Origin of the sequence: Actinomadura sp. WAC 06369 (assembly GCF_003947565.1) — a bacterium.
Taxonomy (GTDB): Bacteria; Actinomycetota; Actinomycetes; order Streptosporangiales; family Streptosporangiaceae; genus Spirillospora; species Spirillospora rifamycini.
On the sequence record NZ_QHJN01000082.1, the window covers coordinates 1 to 13,304 of the forward strand.

General features: G+C 75.0%; 14 protein-coding genes. 10 read left to right on the forward strand and 4 right to left on the reverse strand.

What is annotated here, in order from left to right; all coding sequences use genetic code 11:
- The 3 genes from DMH08_RS40265 to DMH08_RS21970 all read left to right on the forward strand — a co-directional run.
- On the forward strand, window positions 1-546 hold a 546-nt coding region (locus DMH08_RS40265; protein ID WP_199747938.1), incomplete at its 5' end, for a SelB domain-containing protein.
- 88 nt (window positions 547-634) lie between these two features.
- Entirely contained in the window at window positions 635-1,828 is a 1,194-nt protein-coding gene (locus DMH08_RS21965; protein ID WP_026405998.1) for an RtcB family protein, read from the forward strand.
- Between the two features lie 2 nt (window positions 1,829-1,830).
- Window positions 1,831-2,916 (forward strand): TfoX/Sxy family DNA transformation protein, encoded by a 1,086-nt coding sequence (locus DMH08_RS21970; RefSeq protein WP_125617409.1) that lies wholly within the window; start codon window positions 1,831-1,833, stop codon window positions 2,914-2,916.
- Here the strand turns inward: DMH08_RS21970 and DMH08_RS21975 are convergent.
- Window positions 2,876-3,700 carry an alpha/beta hydrolase gene (locus DMH08_RS21975; protein ID WP_125617411.1) on the reverse strand — a complete coding sequence of 275 codons (825 nt, stop codon included), beginning with the start codon at window positions 3,698-3,700 and terminating at the stop codon, window positions 2,876-2,878. The two genes, DMH08_RS21970 and DMH08_RS21975, sit on opposite strands and share 41 nt — an antisense overlap.
- 142 nt (window positions 3,701-3,842) lie before the next feature.
- Here DMH08_RS21975 and moaA point away from each other — a divergent pair, with 142 nt between their 5' ends.
- From moaA to DMH08_RS21990, 3 genes are all read left to right on the forward strand, one after another.
- On the forward strand, window positions 3,843-4,832 hold the full coding sequence (gene moaA, locus DMH08_RS21980; RefSeq protein WP_125617413.1) for a GTP 3',8-cyclase MoaA: 990 nt from the start codon (window positions 3,843-3,845) through the stop codon (window positions 4,830-4,832).
- A 1-nt stretch (window position 4,833) separates the two neighbouring features.
- Window positions 4,834-5,421: a molybdenum cofactor guanylyltransferase gene (gene mobA, locus DMH08_RS21985; protein WP_125617415.1), complete on the forward strand. Its 588-nt coding sequence runs from the start codon at window positions 4,834-4,836 to the stop codon at window positions 5,419-5,421.
- 139 nt (window positions 5,422-5,560) lie between these two features.
- A complete protein-coding gene (locus DMH08_RS21990; RefSeq protein ID WP_233617733.1) occupies window positions 5,561-5,860 on the forward strand; it encodes a DUF6457 domain-containing protein in 300 nt (99 codons plus the stop codon).
- A gap of 6 nt (window positions 5,861-5,866) precedes the next feature.
- Here the strand turns inward: DMH08_RS21990 and DMH08_RS21995 are convergent, their stop codons facing one another.
- A complete protein-coding gene (locus DMH08_RS21995) occupies window positions 5,867-6,103 on the reverse strand; it encodes a hypothetical protein (protein ID WP_026405994.1) in 237 nt (78 codons plus the stop codon).
- 65 nt (window positions 6,104-6,168) lie between these two features.
- Here DMH08_RS21995 and DMH08_RS22000 point away from each other — a divergent pair, with 65 nt between their 5' ends.
- Window positions 6,169-7,587 (forward strand): MFS transporter, encoded by a 1,419-nt coding sequence (locus DMH08_RS22000; protein WP_233617734.1) that lies wholly within the window; start codon window positions 6,169-6,171, stop codon window positions 7,585-7,587.
- On the opposite strand, the gene DMH08_RS22005 is transcribed toward DMH08_RS22000, so the two are convergent.
- Together DMH08_RS22005 and DMH08_RS22010 are read right to left on the reverse strand one after the other, a co-directional pair.
- The gene (locus DMH08_RS22005; RefSeq protein WP_125617419.1) at window positions 7,584-8,909 is read right to left on the reverse strand and encodes an FAD-dependent oxidoreductase; all 1,326 of its coding nucleotides are present in this window, start codon (window positions 8,907-8,909) and stop codon (window positions 7,584-7,586) included. The two genes, DMH08_RS22000 and DMH08_RS22005, sit on opposite strands and share 4 nt — an antisense overlap.
- Entirely contained in the window at window positions 8,899-9,723 is an 825-nt protein-coding gene (locus DMH08_RS22010; protein WP_051301590.1) for a tryptophan 2,3-dioxygenase, read from the reverse strand. The genes DMH08_RS22005 and DMH08_RS22010 overlap by 11 nt, the downstream gene beginning before the upstream one ends.
- Window positions 9,724-9,877: 154 nt before the next feature.
- Here DMH08_RS22010 and DMH08_RS22015 point away from each other — a divergent pair, with 154 nt between their 5' ends.
- From DMH08_RS22015 to DMH08_RS22025, 3 genes are all read left to right on the forward strand, one after another.
- Complete coding sequence (locus DMH08_RS22015) at window positions 9,878-10,321, forward strand: helix-turn-helix transcriptional regulator (RefSeq protein WP_125617421.1); 444 nt, start codon at window positions 9,878-9,880, stop codon at window positions 10,319-10,321.
- Between the two features lie 9 nt (window positions 10,322-10,330).
- Entirely contained in the window at window positions 10,331-10,741 is a 411-nt protein-coding gene (locus tag DMH08_RS22020; protein WP_026405990.1) for a VOC family protein, read from the forward strand.
- Window positions 10,742-10,884: 143 nt separating this feature from the next.
- Window positions 10,885-13,296, forward strand: a complete 2,412-nt coding sequence (locus DMH08_RS22025; protein WP_125617423.1) for an ATP-binding cassette domain-containing protein — start codon at window positions 10,885-10,887, stop codon at window positions 13,294-13,296.
- The last annotated feature ends 8 nt before the right edge of the window (window positions 13,297-13,304 follow it).

The following is a 13,304-nucleotide window of genomic DNA, read 5'->3' on the forward strand; positions in this document are numbered from 1 at the left end:
GGCGGCGACCAGCTCGCGGGCGGGCAGCCCGAGCCGGGCTCGCCACCCGAGGCGTCGGCGGGAGCCGGTCCGGACGCTGCGGCCGAGTCGGGCGCGGGAGCCGCGGCCGCCGCGCGTCCCGTAGCGGACCCGCCCGCCGGGGCCGGGGCTGCCGGCCAGGTCGGCGGCGGGGCGGACGGACGCGGCGCGGGGGAGGCCGGCCCTGCGGCGGCGGAGGCGCCGGTGTGGGCGGACGGCGTGGCGCGGCTGCGGGCGGAACTCGCGGGGGACCCGTTCGGCGCGCCCGGCGCCGAGCGGCTCGCCGAGCTCGGGCTGACCGGCGACGCGCTCGCCGACGCGGCCCGCGCGGGGGCCGTGCTGCGCCTCGCCGACGGAGTCGTCCTGCTGCCCGGCGCCGACCGGGAGGCGCTGCGTATCCTGTCGGCGCTGCCGCAGCCCTTCACCCCCGATCAGGCCGGGGAGGCGCTGGCCGCGCCGCGCCGGGTCGCCGTCGCGCTGCTGCGGCACCTGGACGGGCTGGGGCTGACCGAGCGCCGCCGCTCCTGAGGCCGGGGACGGGAAAACCCGTTGAAACCGGCCCGGTGGGTCTGGCGTCATAGATCACGGCTCGGATCCCCCCGCAGAAGGAGAAGGAATGCCGTACCAGACTCTGAAGGGCGGCCGCGTTCCCATCCGGATGTGGACCGACCCCGCCACGGTCGAGGACCAGGCGCTCGACCAGCTCCGCAACGTGTCCGCGCTGCCGTGGGTCGAGGGGCTCGCGGTGATGCCGGACGTCCACTACGGCAAGGGCGCGACCGTCGGCTCGGTGATCGCGATGAAGGACGCCGTGTCCCCGGCGGCCGTCGGCGTCGACATCGGCTGCGGGATGACCGCCGCGAAGTCGACGCTGACCGTGGAGGACATGCCGGACGACCTGTCGGGCGTCCGCTCGCGGCTCGAGCGGGCGATCCCGGTCGGGCGCGGCGCGCACAAGGAGGCCGTCGACCCGTCGGCGCTGCCCGGCCTGAAGATGCGCGGCTGGTACGAGTTCTGGAAGGAGTTCGACGAGCTGCACCCGGCGGCGCACGCGAAGTTCGGCCGCGCCCGCCAGCAGATGGGGACGCTCGGCGGCGGCAACCACTTCCTCGAGCTGTGCGCGGACGACGACGGCGCGATCTGGCTCGTCCTGCACTCGGGGTCGCGCAACATCGGCAACGAGCTCGCGGCGCGGCACATCGAGGCGGCGCAGAAGCTGCCGCACAACCAGGACCTGCCCGACCCCGACCTCGCGGTGTTCCTCGCGGGCACCGTGAAGATGGACGCCTACCGGCACGACCTGTTCTGGGCACAGGAGTACGCGCGCCGCAACCGGGCGGTCATGATGGCCCTCGCGCAGAACGTCGTCACGCAGCGGTTCGGCGCGAAGCGCTGCCGCTGGGAGCAGGCCGTCTCCTGCCACCACAACTACGTGGCGGAGGAGGAGTACGGCGGCGTCGAGCTGCTCGTGACCCGCAAGGGCGCGATCCGCGCGGGCGCCGGCGACCTCGGCATCATCCCGGGCTCCATGGCCACCGGGACGTACATCGTGCGCGGCCTCGGCAACGAGACGGCGTACAACTCGGCGTCGCACGGCGCGGGCCGCCGGATGAGCCGGAACAAGGCCCGCAAGAACTTCACCGTCGAGGACCTCGTCGAGCAGACCAAGGGCGTCGAGTGCCGCAAGGACGGCGGCGTCGTCGACGAGATCCCCGGGGCCTACAAGGACATCGAGGAGGTCATCGAGGCGCAGTCCGACCTGGTGGAGGTCGTCGCGCACCTGCGCCAGCTCGTCTGCGTGAAGGGCTGACGATGGCGGGACGGACGGGGGCGGCGCAGCGGCCGGGCAACGCGCGGCGCGCGGACGACGGCATGAAGCTGCACCGCCGCGCCGTCCGGCTCGACGGGCGGACGTGCACCGTCATCGGGCTCCGGCCGGGGACGGCCGTGCGGTTCGGCACGAACCGGTTCCACGGGACCTGGCACGTGCTGTCGGACCGGCACGGTGCGCGCGTCCTCGGCCGGATGCTGTGGGGGTTGTCGTACCAGGCGCGGCCCGGCACGGTCCTGGTCGTCGACCGGCCGTTCCTCGTCCCGACCCCGTTCGACGCCGACCCGCCCGACCCGGTCGTGCTCGTGCCCGGCTGGTGCACCCCGTTCGGGCGGCGGGCCGCCCGCGACCTCGCGCGGCGGCTCCCGCTGCGCGCCGCACCGGACGGGACGGTCCGGTGGCGGACGCACGGCCTCGACGCCGCGCTGCGCGAAGAACCGGACTGGGAGCGCGACTCCTGGCGGTGGGCGGAGTCGGGCCGCGTCGAGCGGACGCACGGGCTGATCGTGCTCGCCCCCGCGACCCCGCGCGAGGCGCGGCTCTGGGGGCTCGGCGCCGCCCGCCTCGACCCGTCCGGCCGCTTCGGCATGGACTACACGTTCCTGGGGGAGTGGGACCACAGCGTCCCGGGCGAGATCCAGGTGTTCCGCGACTTCCACCGCGACGTCGGCAGGGCGCGGCGGGCGCGCGCCGAGATCCTCGCCCGCCCGGACGCGCCGTCCGACGCCGCCGACCTGCGGCCGCTGATCTGGCGGCGGCACGGCGCGATCGGGCGCGGCCGGTCCCGCCTCGTCCGCAACTGCCGCCCGCTCGGCCGCCGCGACGCCGAAGCCCTCGAGGCGGCGGGCGTCCCGACCCTCGACTCCCTCGCGGCGCACGGCCCCGTCGAGGCGTACCTCCTGCTGCGGGGCCGCGCCGCGCGCCGCGTCGACGAGGACCTGCTGTGGACGCTGGAGGCCGCCGTCACCGGCGCCGCGCCCCGCGACGTCGCGCCCGCCCGCCGCGCCGAACTGCTGAGCGAGCTCGCTACGCGGACGAAGCGGCCCCCTCGAGCACCCGGTCGATGAACGCGGTGACGTCCCCGAGGACCTCGTCGCGGTTCGTCTCGTTGAACACCTCGTGGCGCGCGCCCGGATAGATCCGCTCGGTCAGGTCCGCGCCCCGCACCTTCTCGATGCCGGTGCGGGTGTCGTCCAGCGGGACGAGCCGGTCGTCGTCGCCGTGCACCCACAGCGTCGGCAGCGCCCCGAGCGAACCGTGCCCGTTGACGCGCCGCAGGCACGCGTCCAGCGCCCGGACGGTCGTCTTCTTGAACGGGCCGTGCCACACCAGCGGGTCGGCGGTGTAGGCGGCGCCGACGGACGGGTCCCGCGAGAGGGTCGCGGTGTCGATCGGCTCGTCCGGCATCTCGTCCAGCGGCAGCAGGTCGTCGACGGTCCCCCAGCGGCCCAGCACCGGGCCCGACAGCACCAGCGCGGCGAGGCCGCCGCCGTGCAGCTGCGCGTACCGGGCGGCGATCAGCCCGCCCATCGAATGCCCGACCAGCACCACCGGGAGGCCCGGGTGGTCGCCGCGGGCGGACTCCACGACCGTGTGCAGGTCGGCGACGACCTCCTCGTAGTCCTCGACCAGCACCCGCTCGCCCGCCGACCGCCCGTGGCCCATGTGGTCGGGGCCGCACACGGTCGCGCCGTGCCGCACCAGCGCGTCCGCGACGTGCTCGTAGCGGCCGAGGTGCTCGCCGTAGCCGTGCGCGAGGACCGCGACGTAGCGCGTGCCGTCCGCCGCCCAGATCCGCGCGGTGACCGCGCCCCGCACTCCGGCGAACTCCCACTCCCGTGCCTGCGCCACCGGTACCTCCTCGTCCGTCTCCCCGGAGGGTCCTCCGGGGGCACCCTGCCATGATCAGGCGGATACCGTCTCCCGCGATGGAACGAATCGTCAACGTCCGCAATAGTCTGGGGTGATCTATCGGACGTGGAAAGGGGCGCCCGTGCTCGTCGACGCCTTCGGTCGCACCGCGACGGACCTGCGGGTCTCCCTCACCGACCGCTGCAACCTGCGCTGCTCGTACTGCATGCCGCCCGAGGGCCTCGACTGGCTGCCCCGGCCGGAGCTGCTCACCGACGACGAGGTGGTGCGGCTCGTCGCGCTCGGCGTCGAGCGGCTCGGCGTCCGCGAGGTGCGCTACACCGGCGGCGAGCCGCTGCTGCGCCGGGGCCTGCCCGGGATCGTCCGCCGGACGGCCGCGCTGCGCCCCCGCCCGCAGATCTCGCTCACCACCAACGGGATCGGGCTGGACCGGCTCGCCGCGCCGCTGGCCGACGCCGGGCTGGACCGCGTCAACGTGTCCCTCGACACCCTCGACCGGGCGACGTTCGAGCGGCTGGCGCACCGCGACCGGCTCGACGACGTCCTGCGCGGCCTCGCCGCCGCCGGCGCCGCCGGGCTCGCCCCCGTGAAGGTCAACGCGGTGCTGATGCGCGGCGTCAACGACCACGAGGCCGTCCCGCTGCTGCGCTACTGCCTCGAGCACGGCTACCGGCTGCGGTTCATCGAGCAGATGCCGCTGGACGCCCAGCACGGCTGGACCCGCGACGGCATGGTCACCGCGGACGAGATCCTCGACCGGCTCGGCGCCGCGTTCGCCCTCGCCCCCGAGGACCCCGGCGACCGCGGCAGCGCCCCCGCCGAGAGCTTCCTCGTCGACGGCGGACCGGCGGCCGTCGGCGTGATCGGCTCGGTGACCCGCCCGTTCTGCGGCGCCTGCGACCGGGTGCGGCTCACCGCCGACGGGCAGGTCCGCAACTGCCTGTTCGCCACCGACGAGTCCAACCTGCGGGACGCGCTGCGCGCCGGGGCGTCCGACGACGACCTGGCCGAGCGGTGGCGCGCCGCCGTCCGCGCCAAGCGCGCCGGGCACGGCATCGACGACCCGTCCTTCCTGCAGCCGGCCCGCCCCATGTCGGCGATCGGCGGCTGACGTGCCGGGCTCCGGGGCGTGGGACGCGGTGATCCTCGCCGGCGGACGCGCCCGCCGGTTCGGCGGCGCGGACAAGCCCGCCGCCCGCGTCGGGGGCCGCGCCCTGCTCGAGCACGTCGCCGCGGCCGCGTCCGGCGCGGCCCGCGTCGTCGTGGTCGGCCCGCCCCGCGACCTCGCCGCGGCCGCCGTCCGCGTCCGGGAGGACCCGCCGGGCGGCGGCCCGGTCCCCGCGCTGCGCGCCGGGCTCCCCGAGGTCAGCGCCCCCCGCGTGGCGCTCCTGGCCGCCGATCTGCCGTTCCTGCGCCCCGCCCACCTCGCCCGCCTCCTCGACGCCGTGGCGGGCCCGGCCCGGGGCGCGGTGCTGGTCGACGCCGGCGGCCGCGACCAGTGGCTCGCCGGATGCTGGCGCACCGCCCCGCTCCGCACCGCCCTCGACCGCTACGCCGGGGCGTCCCTGCGCGGCCTGCTCGCCCCCCTCGAACCGGTCCGCGTCGCGCTTCCCGCCGGGGACCGCCCGCCCTGGTACGACTGCGACACCCCCGACGACCTGGCCCGCGCCCGCGCCCTCACCGACCCCGACCCGCGCTGACGGCACTCCCGGCCGGTCCCGGCGGCGGTTCGCGGTGCCCGGTCCGCGGTGCCGGCGGACCCGGTCCGGAGTGTCCGCGTCGATCGTGCGAGAGTGGGCATCCAGTCGGAATCGCATGATGTCCGCGAAGGGGGAACCCATGTCCGTGCTCGAGGACTGGATGGACGCGGCGTGCCGCGAACTGGGCCTGGACCGGGGCGACATCGACCGCGACCTGGTGCTCGATCTCGCCCGCGACGTCGCGCACGGCGTCGCGCGTCCCGGCGCGCCGCTCACCGCCTACCTGCTGGGGCTGGCGGTCGGCCGCGGCGCGCCCGCCCGGGACGCCGCGGCCCGGCTCACCGAGCTCGCGGAGGGCTGGGGCGCCGCCGCGGAGCCGGGGCCCGCGCCGGACGACGTCCCGCGGCCGGCGGCGGAGCCCGTCCTCGACGAGATCTGACGCCGGTCAGGCGCCGGGCGCGTCGCGGTCGGCCACCGGCACCACGTCCTTGAGGAAGTCGCGGCGGTCCAGGAACGCCGACAGGCTCGCGCGGTGCTCGTCGCAGGCGAGCCAGATCTTCCGCCGGTCCGGCGTGTGGATCTTCGGGTTGTTCCAGCGCAGCGCCCACACCGCGTCCGCGCGGCAGCCCTTGGCGGAGCACCGCAGGTCGTCGGGGTGCGTCTCGGGAGTCGATTCGGTCACCGGACCAGCGTGGCACAGCCGGCGGCGGCGCGTTTGCCCCGGTGATCTCCGGAAAGGACCGGCCCGTGCACTCCGACCCGCCGGTCGGGGCGGACCGGCGCTGGCAGGCGCTCGCCGTCTGCCTCGTCGCGGCCTTCATGACGCTGCTCGACGTCAGCATCGTGAACGTGGCGCTGCCCACCATCCGGGACGGGCTGCACGCCAGCGAGGCGGGGCTGCAGTGGATCGTGTCCGGGTACGCGCTGACGTTCGGGCTGGTGCTCGTCCCCGCGGGACGGCTCGGCGACGCCCGCAGCCGCCGCGCCGTGTTCATGTCCGGGCTGGCGCTGTTCACCGTGGCGAGCGCGCTCGCCGGGGCGGCGCGGGACGACCTGTGGCTGATCGTCGCGCGGCTCGTGCAGGGCGTCGCGGGCGGCATCCTCAACCCGCAGGTGGCGGGCCTCATCCAGCAGCTGTTCCGGGGCGCCGAACGGGGGCGCGCGTTCGGCGCGCTCGGCGCCGTCATCGGGCTCGCGACGGCGACCGGGCCGCTGCTGGGCGGCGCCCTCATCGCGCTGGCCGGGCCCGACGACGGCTGGCGGTGGGTGTTCTACGTCAACGTGCCGGTGGGCGTGGCCGCCCTGTTCCTCGCGCGGATGCTGCTGCCCGCCCCGGTCTACGGCGCCCGGCAGGGGCTGGACCCGCCCGGCGTGCTGCTGCTGGGCGCGGGCGTCCTGTGCGTGCTGCTGCCGTTCGTCCAGCACCAGCAGTGGCGCAGCCCGGCCAAGTGGCTGCTGCTCCCCGCGGCGGCGGCGCTGATCGCGCTGTTCGTGCTCTGGGAGCGCCGCGCCCGGTCCCCGATGGTCGACCTGGCGCTGTTCCGGCTCCGCTCGTACGCGCTCGGCACGGCGATCGCGCTGCTGTACTTCGCCGGATTCACCGCGATCTTCTTCATCTTCACGCTGTACCTGCAGAACGGCCTCGGCTACAGCGCGCTCGGCGCCGGCCTGGCCATCGCCCCGTTCTCGGTCGGGTCGGGGGTGGCGGCCATCATCGGCGGGCGGATCGTCTCCCGGTTCGGCCGCCCGCTGGTCGCCGCCGGGCTCGGCGTGGTCACGGCCGGGCTCGCGGCCGCGTGGCTCGCGGTGGAGCTGGTGCCCGGGACGGGCGCGGGGTGGGCGACCGCGCTGCCCCTGCTCGTCGCAGGGTTCGGCAGCGGCCTGGTCATCTCGCCGAACCAGGCGATCACGCTGTCGGAGGTGCACCACGCCGAGGGCGGCAGCGCCGCGGGCGTCCTGCAGACCGGGCAGCGCGTCGGCACCGCCGCCGGCGTCGCCTGGGTCGGGACGGTGTTCTTCGAGACCGTCGCGGGGTCGGGCGACTGGGCCGCGGCGTTCCGCCACGGGCTCCTCGTCGTCCTCGCGTTCGTCGTCGCGGCGCTGGCGGCGGCGGTCGCCGACGTGACCGGCGGCCGCCGCCGCGGGCGCCGCCCGCGCCCCGGCTAGCGCCGCGCCCGCGGCCCCGCCCGCACCGCCGCGCGCAGGGCCAGCCCGAGCACGGCGCCCGCACCGAGCACGGCGCCGCCGAGGGCCAGGTTCTGCCGCCTGATCCGGGCGGGGATCCGCGCGTACGGCATCGTCGAGAACGACACCAGCTCGTAGCGGGACACGTAGCGCCCCGCCAGCCGCCGCTCCAGCGCGTGCTGCGCCGCCTGCTTCGCCCGGTACACCGGCGACGACACCCGGTCCCGCATCTCGACGAAGTTGTCGAGCGCCATCTCGGCGATGGCGTCCGTGTTGGACTTCCGCCGCTCCTGGTAGCGGGCCAGCGCGCGCGCCCAGTCGCCGCCGGTCTCGTCCAGGCACCGGTCGATCTCGATGCAGTCCTCGAACGCGCAGTTGGCGCCCTGCCCGAAGAACGGGACGATCGCGTGCGCGGCGTCGCCGAGCAGCGCGACGGACGCGCCGGCGCCCCGCCGCACCCACGGCTCGCACCGGACGGTCACCAGCGACCCGACCGGGTTCCGCTCGTAGTCCTCCACCAGGCCGGGCATCAGGCCCGCGACGTCCGGATAGTGCTCGGCGAAGTACGCGGTGATCTCGCCGGGGGTCCGCAGCGCGGCGAAGTCGCCCCGCGGCCAGAACAGCGTGCAGGTGAACGACCGGTCGAGGTTCGGCAGCGCGATCATCATGGACGTCCCGCGCGGCCAGATGTGCAGCGCGTCCGGATCGAGCGCGAAGTCCCCGTTCCGCGGCGGGACGGTCAGCTCCTTGTAGGCGTGCTCGAGGAAGTCCGCGTCGTCGTGCGCGAGCCGCAGCGACCGCCGCACCGCGCTGAACGCGCCGTCCCCGGCCAGCACGACGCCCGCCGGCTCCGGTTCGGCGCCCTCGAGCAGCACCGCGCCCGACTCGGCGTCCACGCCGGTGACGCGCTCGCCGAACCGCAGCGCGACCCCGGGGATCTCCTCCGCGGTGTCGAGCAGGAACCGGTTCAGCTCCGCCCGGCCGATGGAGTTGATGGCCCGCGCGCGGTCCGCGCTGTACGGCTGGAAGTTCGGCTCGCCGCCCTTCGGGTGCACCATGCGCCCGTGCATGGGCAGCGCGTGCTCGAGCGCCCGCTCGCGCAGCCCCACCTGCTCCAGCGCCGCGAGGCCGCGCGCCGAGATCGCCAGGTTGATCGACCGGCCCCGCTCGGCGCCCGCGACGCGCGGGTCGGGCCGCCGCTCGTACACCGTCACCGCGATCCCGCGCCGTCCGAGCAGCACCGCCAGCAGGCACCCGGCCAGCCCGGCGCCGACGATCGCGACCCGCTCCCCGTCAGCCGCCATGCGACGCTTCCCCCGCCGGCGCCGCGTCCCCGGCGGGCTCCGTCTGCGACCGGACCTCCCACAGGTCCGGGAACGCGGGCGCGAACAGCGTCGAGCGCAGGTAGTCGGCGCCCGCCGAACCGCCCGTGCCGACCTTCGCGCCGATCGTCCGCTCCACCATCTTCAAATGCCGGTACCGCCACTCCTGGACGCCCTCGTCCACGTCGACGAGCGCCTCGCACACCTCGGCGGCCGGGCCGCTCTCGTCCGCGTACACCTCCAGGAGCGCGCGCTGCACCCGCGGGTCGGGCTCCCAGGGCTCGGCGAAGTCCCGCTCGAGCGCGGACTCCGGGATCGCGTACCCGCGCCCGGCGAGGTAGCGCAGCAGGGAGTCCAGCAGGGACGGGCGGGACGCCGCCGCGCGCAGCCGCTCGTCGCCGCGCAGGTCCGACGCGGGGAAGGCGCGCCGCCCGAGCACCGCCTCCAGCTCGCGGAACTGGTCGCTCTGGAAGCCGCTGGAGCTGCCGAGCTCGTCGCGGAACGCGGCGAACTGCCGGGGCGTCATCGTCTCCAGCACGTCCAGCTGCCCGACCACCGTTTTGAGGATCTTGGCGATCCGGCGCGCGGTGTGCAGGGAGCCCCCGCTGTTGCCCTCCTCGAGGCGGCGCTGGAGCAGCGCGGCCTCGTGCAGGATCTGCTTGAACCACAGCTCGTACACCTGGTGGATGATCACGAACAGCAGCTCGTCGTGCGCGTCGGTCTTCGGCTCCTGGCACGACAGCAGCCGATCCAGTCGCAGGTACCCGCCGTACGTCATCGTCGGCGAATCCGCCATCACCGCCTCCTTGCGATCGCACGGATGTGACCCGCAGCATAAGGGAACGCCCATCGGGGCCCGGCACCCCGGTAAGCCCCACATACCCGGCATACCGCCCGGACGCGGGTCCGCGCCCGGGTTTGATGTCGCCGCCCTGTGGCAGGATCGTGCTGTGACCGGCAAGTCCTCCACCGACCAGCACCTGCGCGACCTCGCGCTGCTGCGCCGGGTCCGCGACCGCATCGACCGCGAGTACGCGCAGCCGCTGGACGTCGAGGCCCTCGCGCGCGGCGCGAACATGTCCGCGGGGCACCTCAGCCGCCGGTTCCGGAGCGCCTACGGCGAATCGCCGTACAGCTACCTGATGACGCGGCGCATCGAGCGGGCGATGGCGCTGCTGCGGCGCGGCGACCTCAGCGTCACCGACGTCTGCTTCGCGGTGGGGTGCTCGTCGCTGGGCACCTTCAGCACCCGCTTCACCGAACTGGTCGGGATCCCGCCGAGCGTCTACCGGGCCCGCGCGGCGGAGGCCACGGCGGGGATGCCGCCGTGCGTGGCCAAGCAGGTGACGAGACCGGTCAGGAATCGAGAAGCGCCCGCCGCCCGGTCCGCCTAGCGTGACGGCATGGACGTCACCATTTCCTCGAGCTTCCTTCCGCACGACGACGCCGACGCGGCGCTGGCGTTCTACCGCGACGCCCTCGGGTTCGAGGTCCGCAAGGACATCGGCTACGAGGGCATGCGGTGGATCACGGTCGGCCCGCCCGGGCAGCCCGGCACGTCGATCGTGCTGTACCCGCCGTCGGCCGACCCCGGCGTCACCGACGACGAGCGCCGCATGATCGCCGAGATGATGGCCAAGGGCACGTTCGCGAGCATCCTGCTGGCGGCGCCCGACGTCGACGGCGTCTTCGCGCGGCTGCGGGCCGTCGACGCCGAGGTCGTCCAGGAGCCGACCGACCAGCCCTACGGCGTCCGGGACTGCGCCTTCCGCGACCCCGCGGGCAACATGGTCCGCATCCAGGAGGCGGACTGAGCGCCCCGGACGGGGCCGGAAGCGGGATCCGGCGATCAGGTGCACAATGACCGTCGCCGCGACCGCGCCGATGAGGCCGGCGCCCGCCGAGGCGACGCAGACGGGGCCGCGACGGCGGCCCCGCCCGACATGATGGAGAAACGATGACCAAGGCCCCGAGGACGGACGCCCCGGACGCCCCGGAGGCGCCGTCGGCCGCGTCGCACGCCGCCGACAGCCACGACATGATCCGCGTGCACGGCGCCCGCGTGAACAACCTCAAGGACGTCACCGTCGAGATCCCGAAGCGCCGGCTGACGGTGTTCACCGGGGTCTCCGGCTCGGGCAAGAGCTCGCTGGTGTTCGGCACCATCGCCGCGGAGTCGCAGCGGCTGATCAACGAGACCTACAGCGCGTTCGTGCAGGGGTTCATGCCGACGCCGGCGCGGCCCGAGGTCGACGTGCTGGACGGGCTGACGACCGCGATCATCGTCGACCAGGAGCGGATGGGCGCCGACCCCCGGTCCACGGTCGGCACCGCCACCGACACCAACGCGATGCTGCGCATCCTGTTCAGCCGGCTGGGCGAGCCGCACGTCGGGCCGCCCGCCGCGTTCGCGTTCAACGTGCCGTCGGTCCGGGCGAGCGGCGCGATCACGGTGGAGCGCGGCGACGGCAGCAAGGCCGTGAAGGCCACCTTCTCCCGCACCGGCGGCATGTGCACCCGCTGCGAGGGGCGGGGCAGCGTCAACGACATCGACCTCTCCCAGCTCTACGACGACTCGAAGTCGATCTCCGAGGGGGCGTTCACCATCCCCGGCTGGAAGTCGGACAGCTGGTGGACGGTGCGGACGTACGCCGAGTCGGGGCTGCTCGACCCGGACAAGCCGATCCGGGACTTCACGAAGAAGGAGATGCGGGACTTCCTCTACCACGAGCCGATCAAGGTGAAGGTGGAGGGGGCGAACCTCACCTACGAGGGGCTGATCCCGCGGATCCAGAAGTCGTTCCTGTCCAAGGACCGGGAGGCGATGCAGCCGCACATCCGCGCGTTCGTGGACCGGGCGGTCACGTTCACCGTCTGCCCCGAGTGCGGCGGCACCCGGCTCACCGAGGCGGCCCGGTCGTCGAAGGTCAAGGGGATCAGCATCGCGGAGGCGTGCGCGATGGAGATCCGCGACCTCGCCGAGTGGGTCCGCGGCCTGGACGAGCCGTCGGTGGCGCCGCTGCTCGCGGCGCTGCAGGGGACGCTCGACTCGTTCGTCCAGATCGGGCTCGGCTACCTCTCGCTGGAGCGCCCGGCGGGCACGCTGTCGGGCGGCGAGGCGCAGCGCACCAAGATGATCCGCCACCTCGGGTCCTCCCTCACCGACGTCACCTACGTCTTCGACGAGCCGACCATCGGCCTGCACCCGCACGACATCCAGCGGATGAACGACCTGCTGCTGCGGCTGCGGGACAAGGGCAACACCGTGCTCGTCGTGGAGCACAAGCCGGAGACGATCGCCATCGCCGACCACGTCGTCGACCTCGGTCCCGGCGCGGGCACGGCGGGCGGCACCGTCTGCTACGAGGGCACCGTCGAGGGGCTGCGGGCGGGGGACACCGTCACCGGGCGCCACTACGACGACCGGGCGCGGCTGAAGGAGGCGGTGCGCGAGCCGACCGGCAAGCTGGAGATCCGCGGGGCGGACGCCCACAACCTCCAGGACGTCGACGTCGACATCCCGCTGGGCGTGCTCACCGTCGTGACCGGCGTCGCGGGGTCGGGCAAGAGCTCGCTGGTGCACGGGTCGATCCCGGCCGACGAGGGCGTGGTGGCGGTCGACCAGGGCGCCATCAAGGGGTCGCGGCGGAGCAACCCGGCGACCTACACCGGGCTGCTCGACCCGATCCGCAAGGCGTTCGCGAAGGCCAACGGCGTGAAGCCCGCGCTGTTCAGCGCGAACTCCGAGGGCGCGTGCCCCGAGTGCAAGGGCGCGGGCGTCGTCTACACCGACCTCGGGATGATGGCCGGGGTCGCCTCGGTCTGCGACGTGTGCGAGGGGCGGCGGTTCGCGGCGGCCGTCCTGGAGCACCGGTTCGGCGGCCGCGACATCTCCGAGGTCCTCGCGATGTCGGTGACCGACGCCGAGGAGTTCTTCGGCGCGGGGGAGGGCCGGATCCCGGCGGCGCACAAGATCGTGCGGCGGCTCGCCGACGTCGGGCTCGGCTACCTCACCCTCGGCCAGCCGCTCACCACGCTGTCCGGCGGCGAGCGGCAGCGGCTCAAGCTCGCCGTGCACATGGGCGAGAAGGGCGGGATCTACGTCCTGGACGAGCCGACGTCGGGCCTGCACCTCGCCGACGTCGAGCAGCTGCTCGGCCTGCTCGACCGGCTGGTCGAGTCCGGCAAGTCGGTCATCGTCGTCGAGCACCACCAGGCCGTGATGGCGCATGCCGACTGGATCATCGATCTCGGGCCCGGCGCCGGCCACGACGGCGGCCGGATCGTCTTCGAGGGGACCCCGGCCGACCTGGTGGCCGCCCGCTCCACCCTCACCGGCGAGCACCTCGCGGCCTACGTCGGCGCCTGACCTGCGGT

What these genes read in the sequence shown, in the direction of transcription:
- DMH08_RS22010 (WP_051301590.1), bottom strand. Translation starts at nt 9,723, where the DNA reads ATGGCGGATTCGCCGACGATGACGTACGGCGGGTACCTGCGACTGGAT.
- DMH08_RS22025 (WP_125617423.1), top strand. Translation starts at nt 10,885, where the DNA reads ATGACCAAGGCCCCGAGGACGGACGCCCCGGACGCCCCGGAGGCGCCG.
- DMH08_RS21965 (WP_026405998.1), top strand. Translation starts at nt 635, where the DNA reads ATGCCGTACCAGACTCTGAAGGGCGGCCGCGTTCCCATCCGGATGTGG.
- DMH08_RS22005 (WP_125617419.1), bottom strand. Translation starts at nt 8,909, where the DNA reads ATGGCGGCTGACGGGGAGCGGGTCGCGATCGTCGGCGCCGGGCTGGCC.
- DMH08_RS22020 (WP_026405990.1), top strand. Translation starts at nt 10,331, where the DNA reads ATGGACGTCACCATTTCCTCGAGCTTCCTTCCGCACGACGACGCCGAC.
- DMH08_RS21970 (WP_125617409.1), top strand. Translation starts at nt 1,831, where the DNA reads ATGGCGGGACGGACGGGGGCGGCGCAGCGGCCGGGCAACGCGCGGCGC.
- DMH08_RS21990 (WP_233617733.1), top strand. Translation starts at nt 5,561, where the DNA reads ATGTCCGTGCTCGAGGACTGGATGGACGCGGCGTGCCGCGAACTGGGC.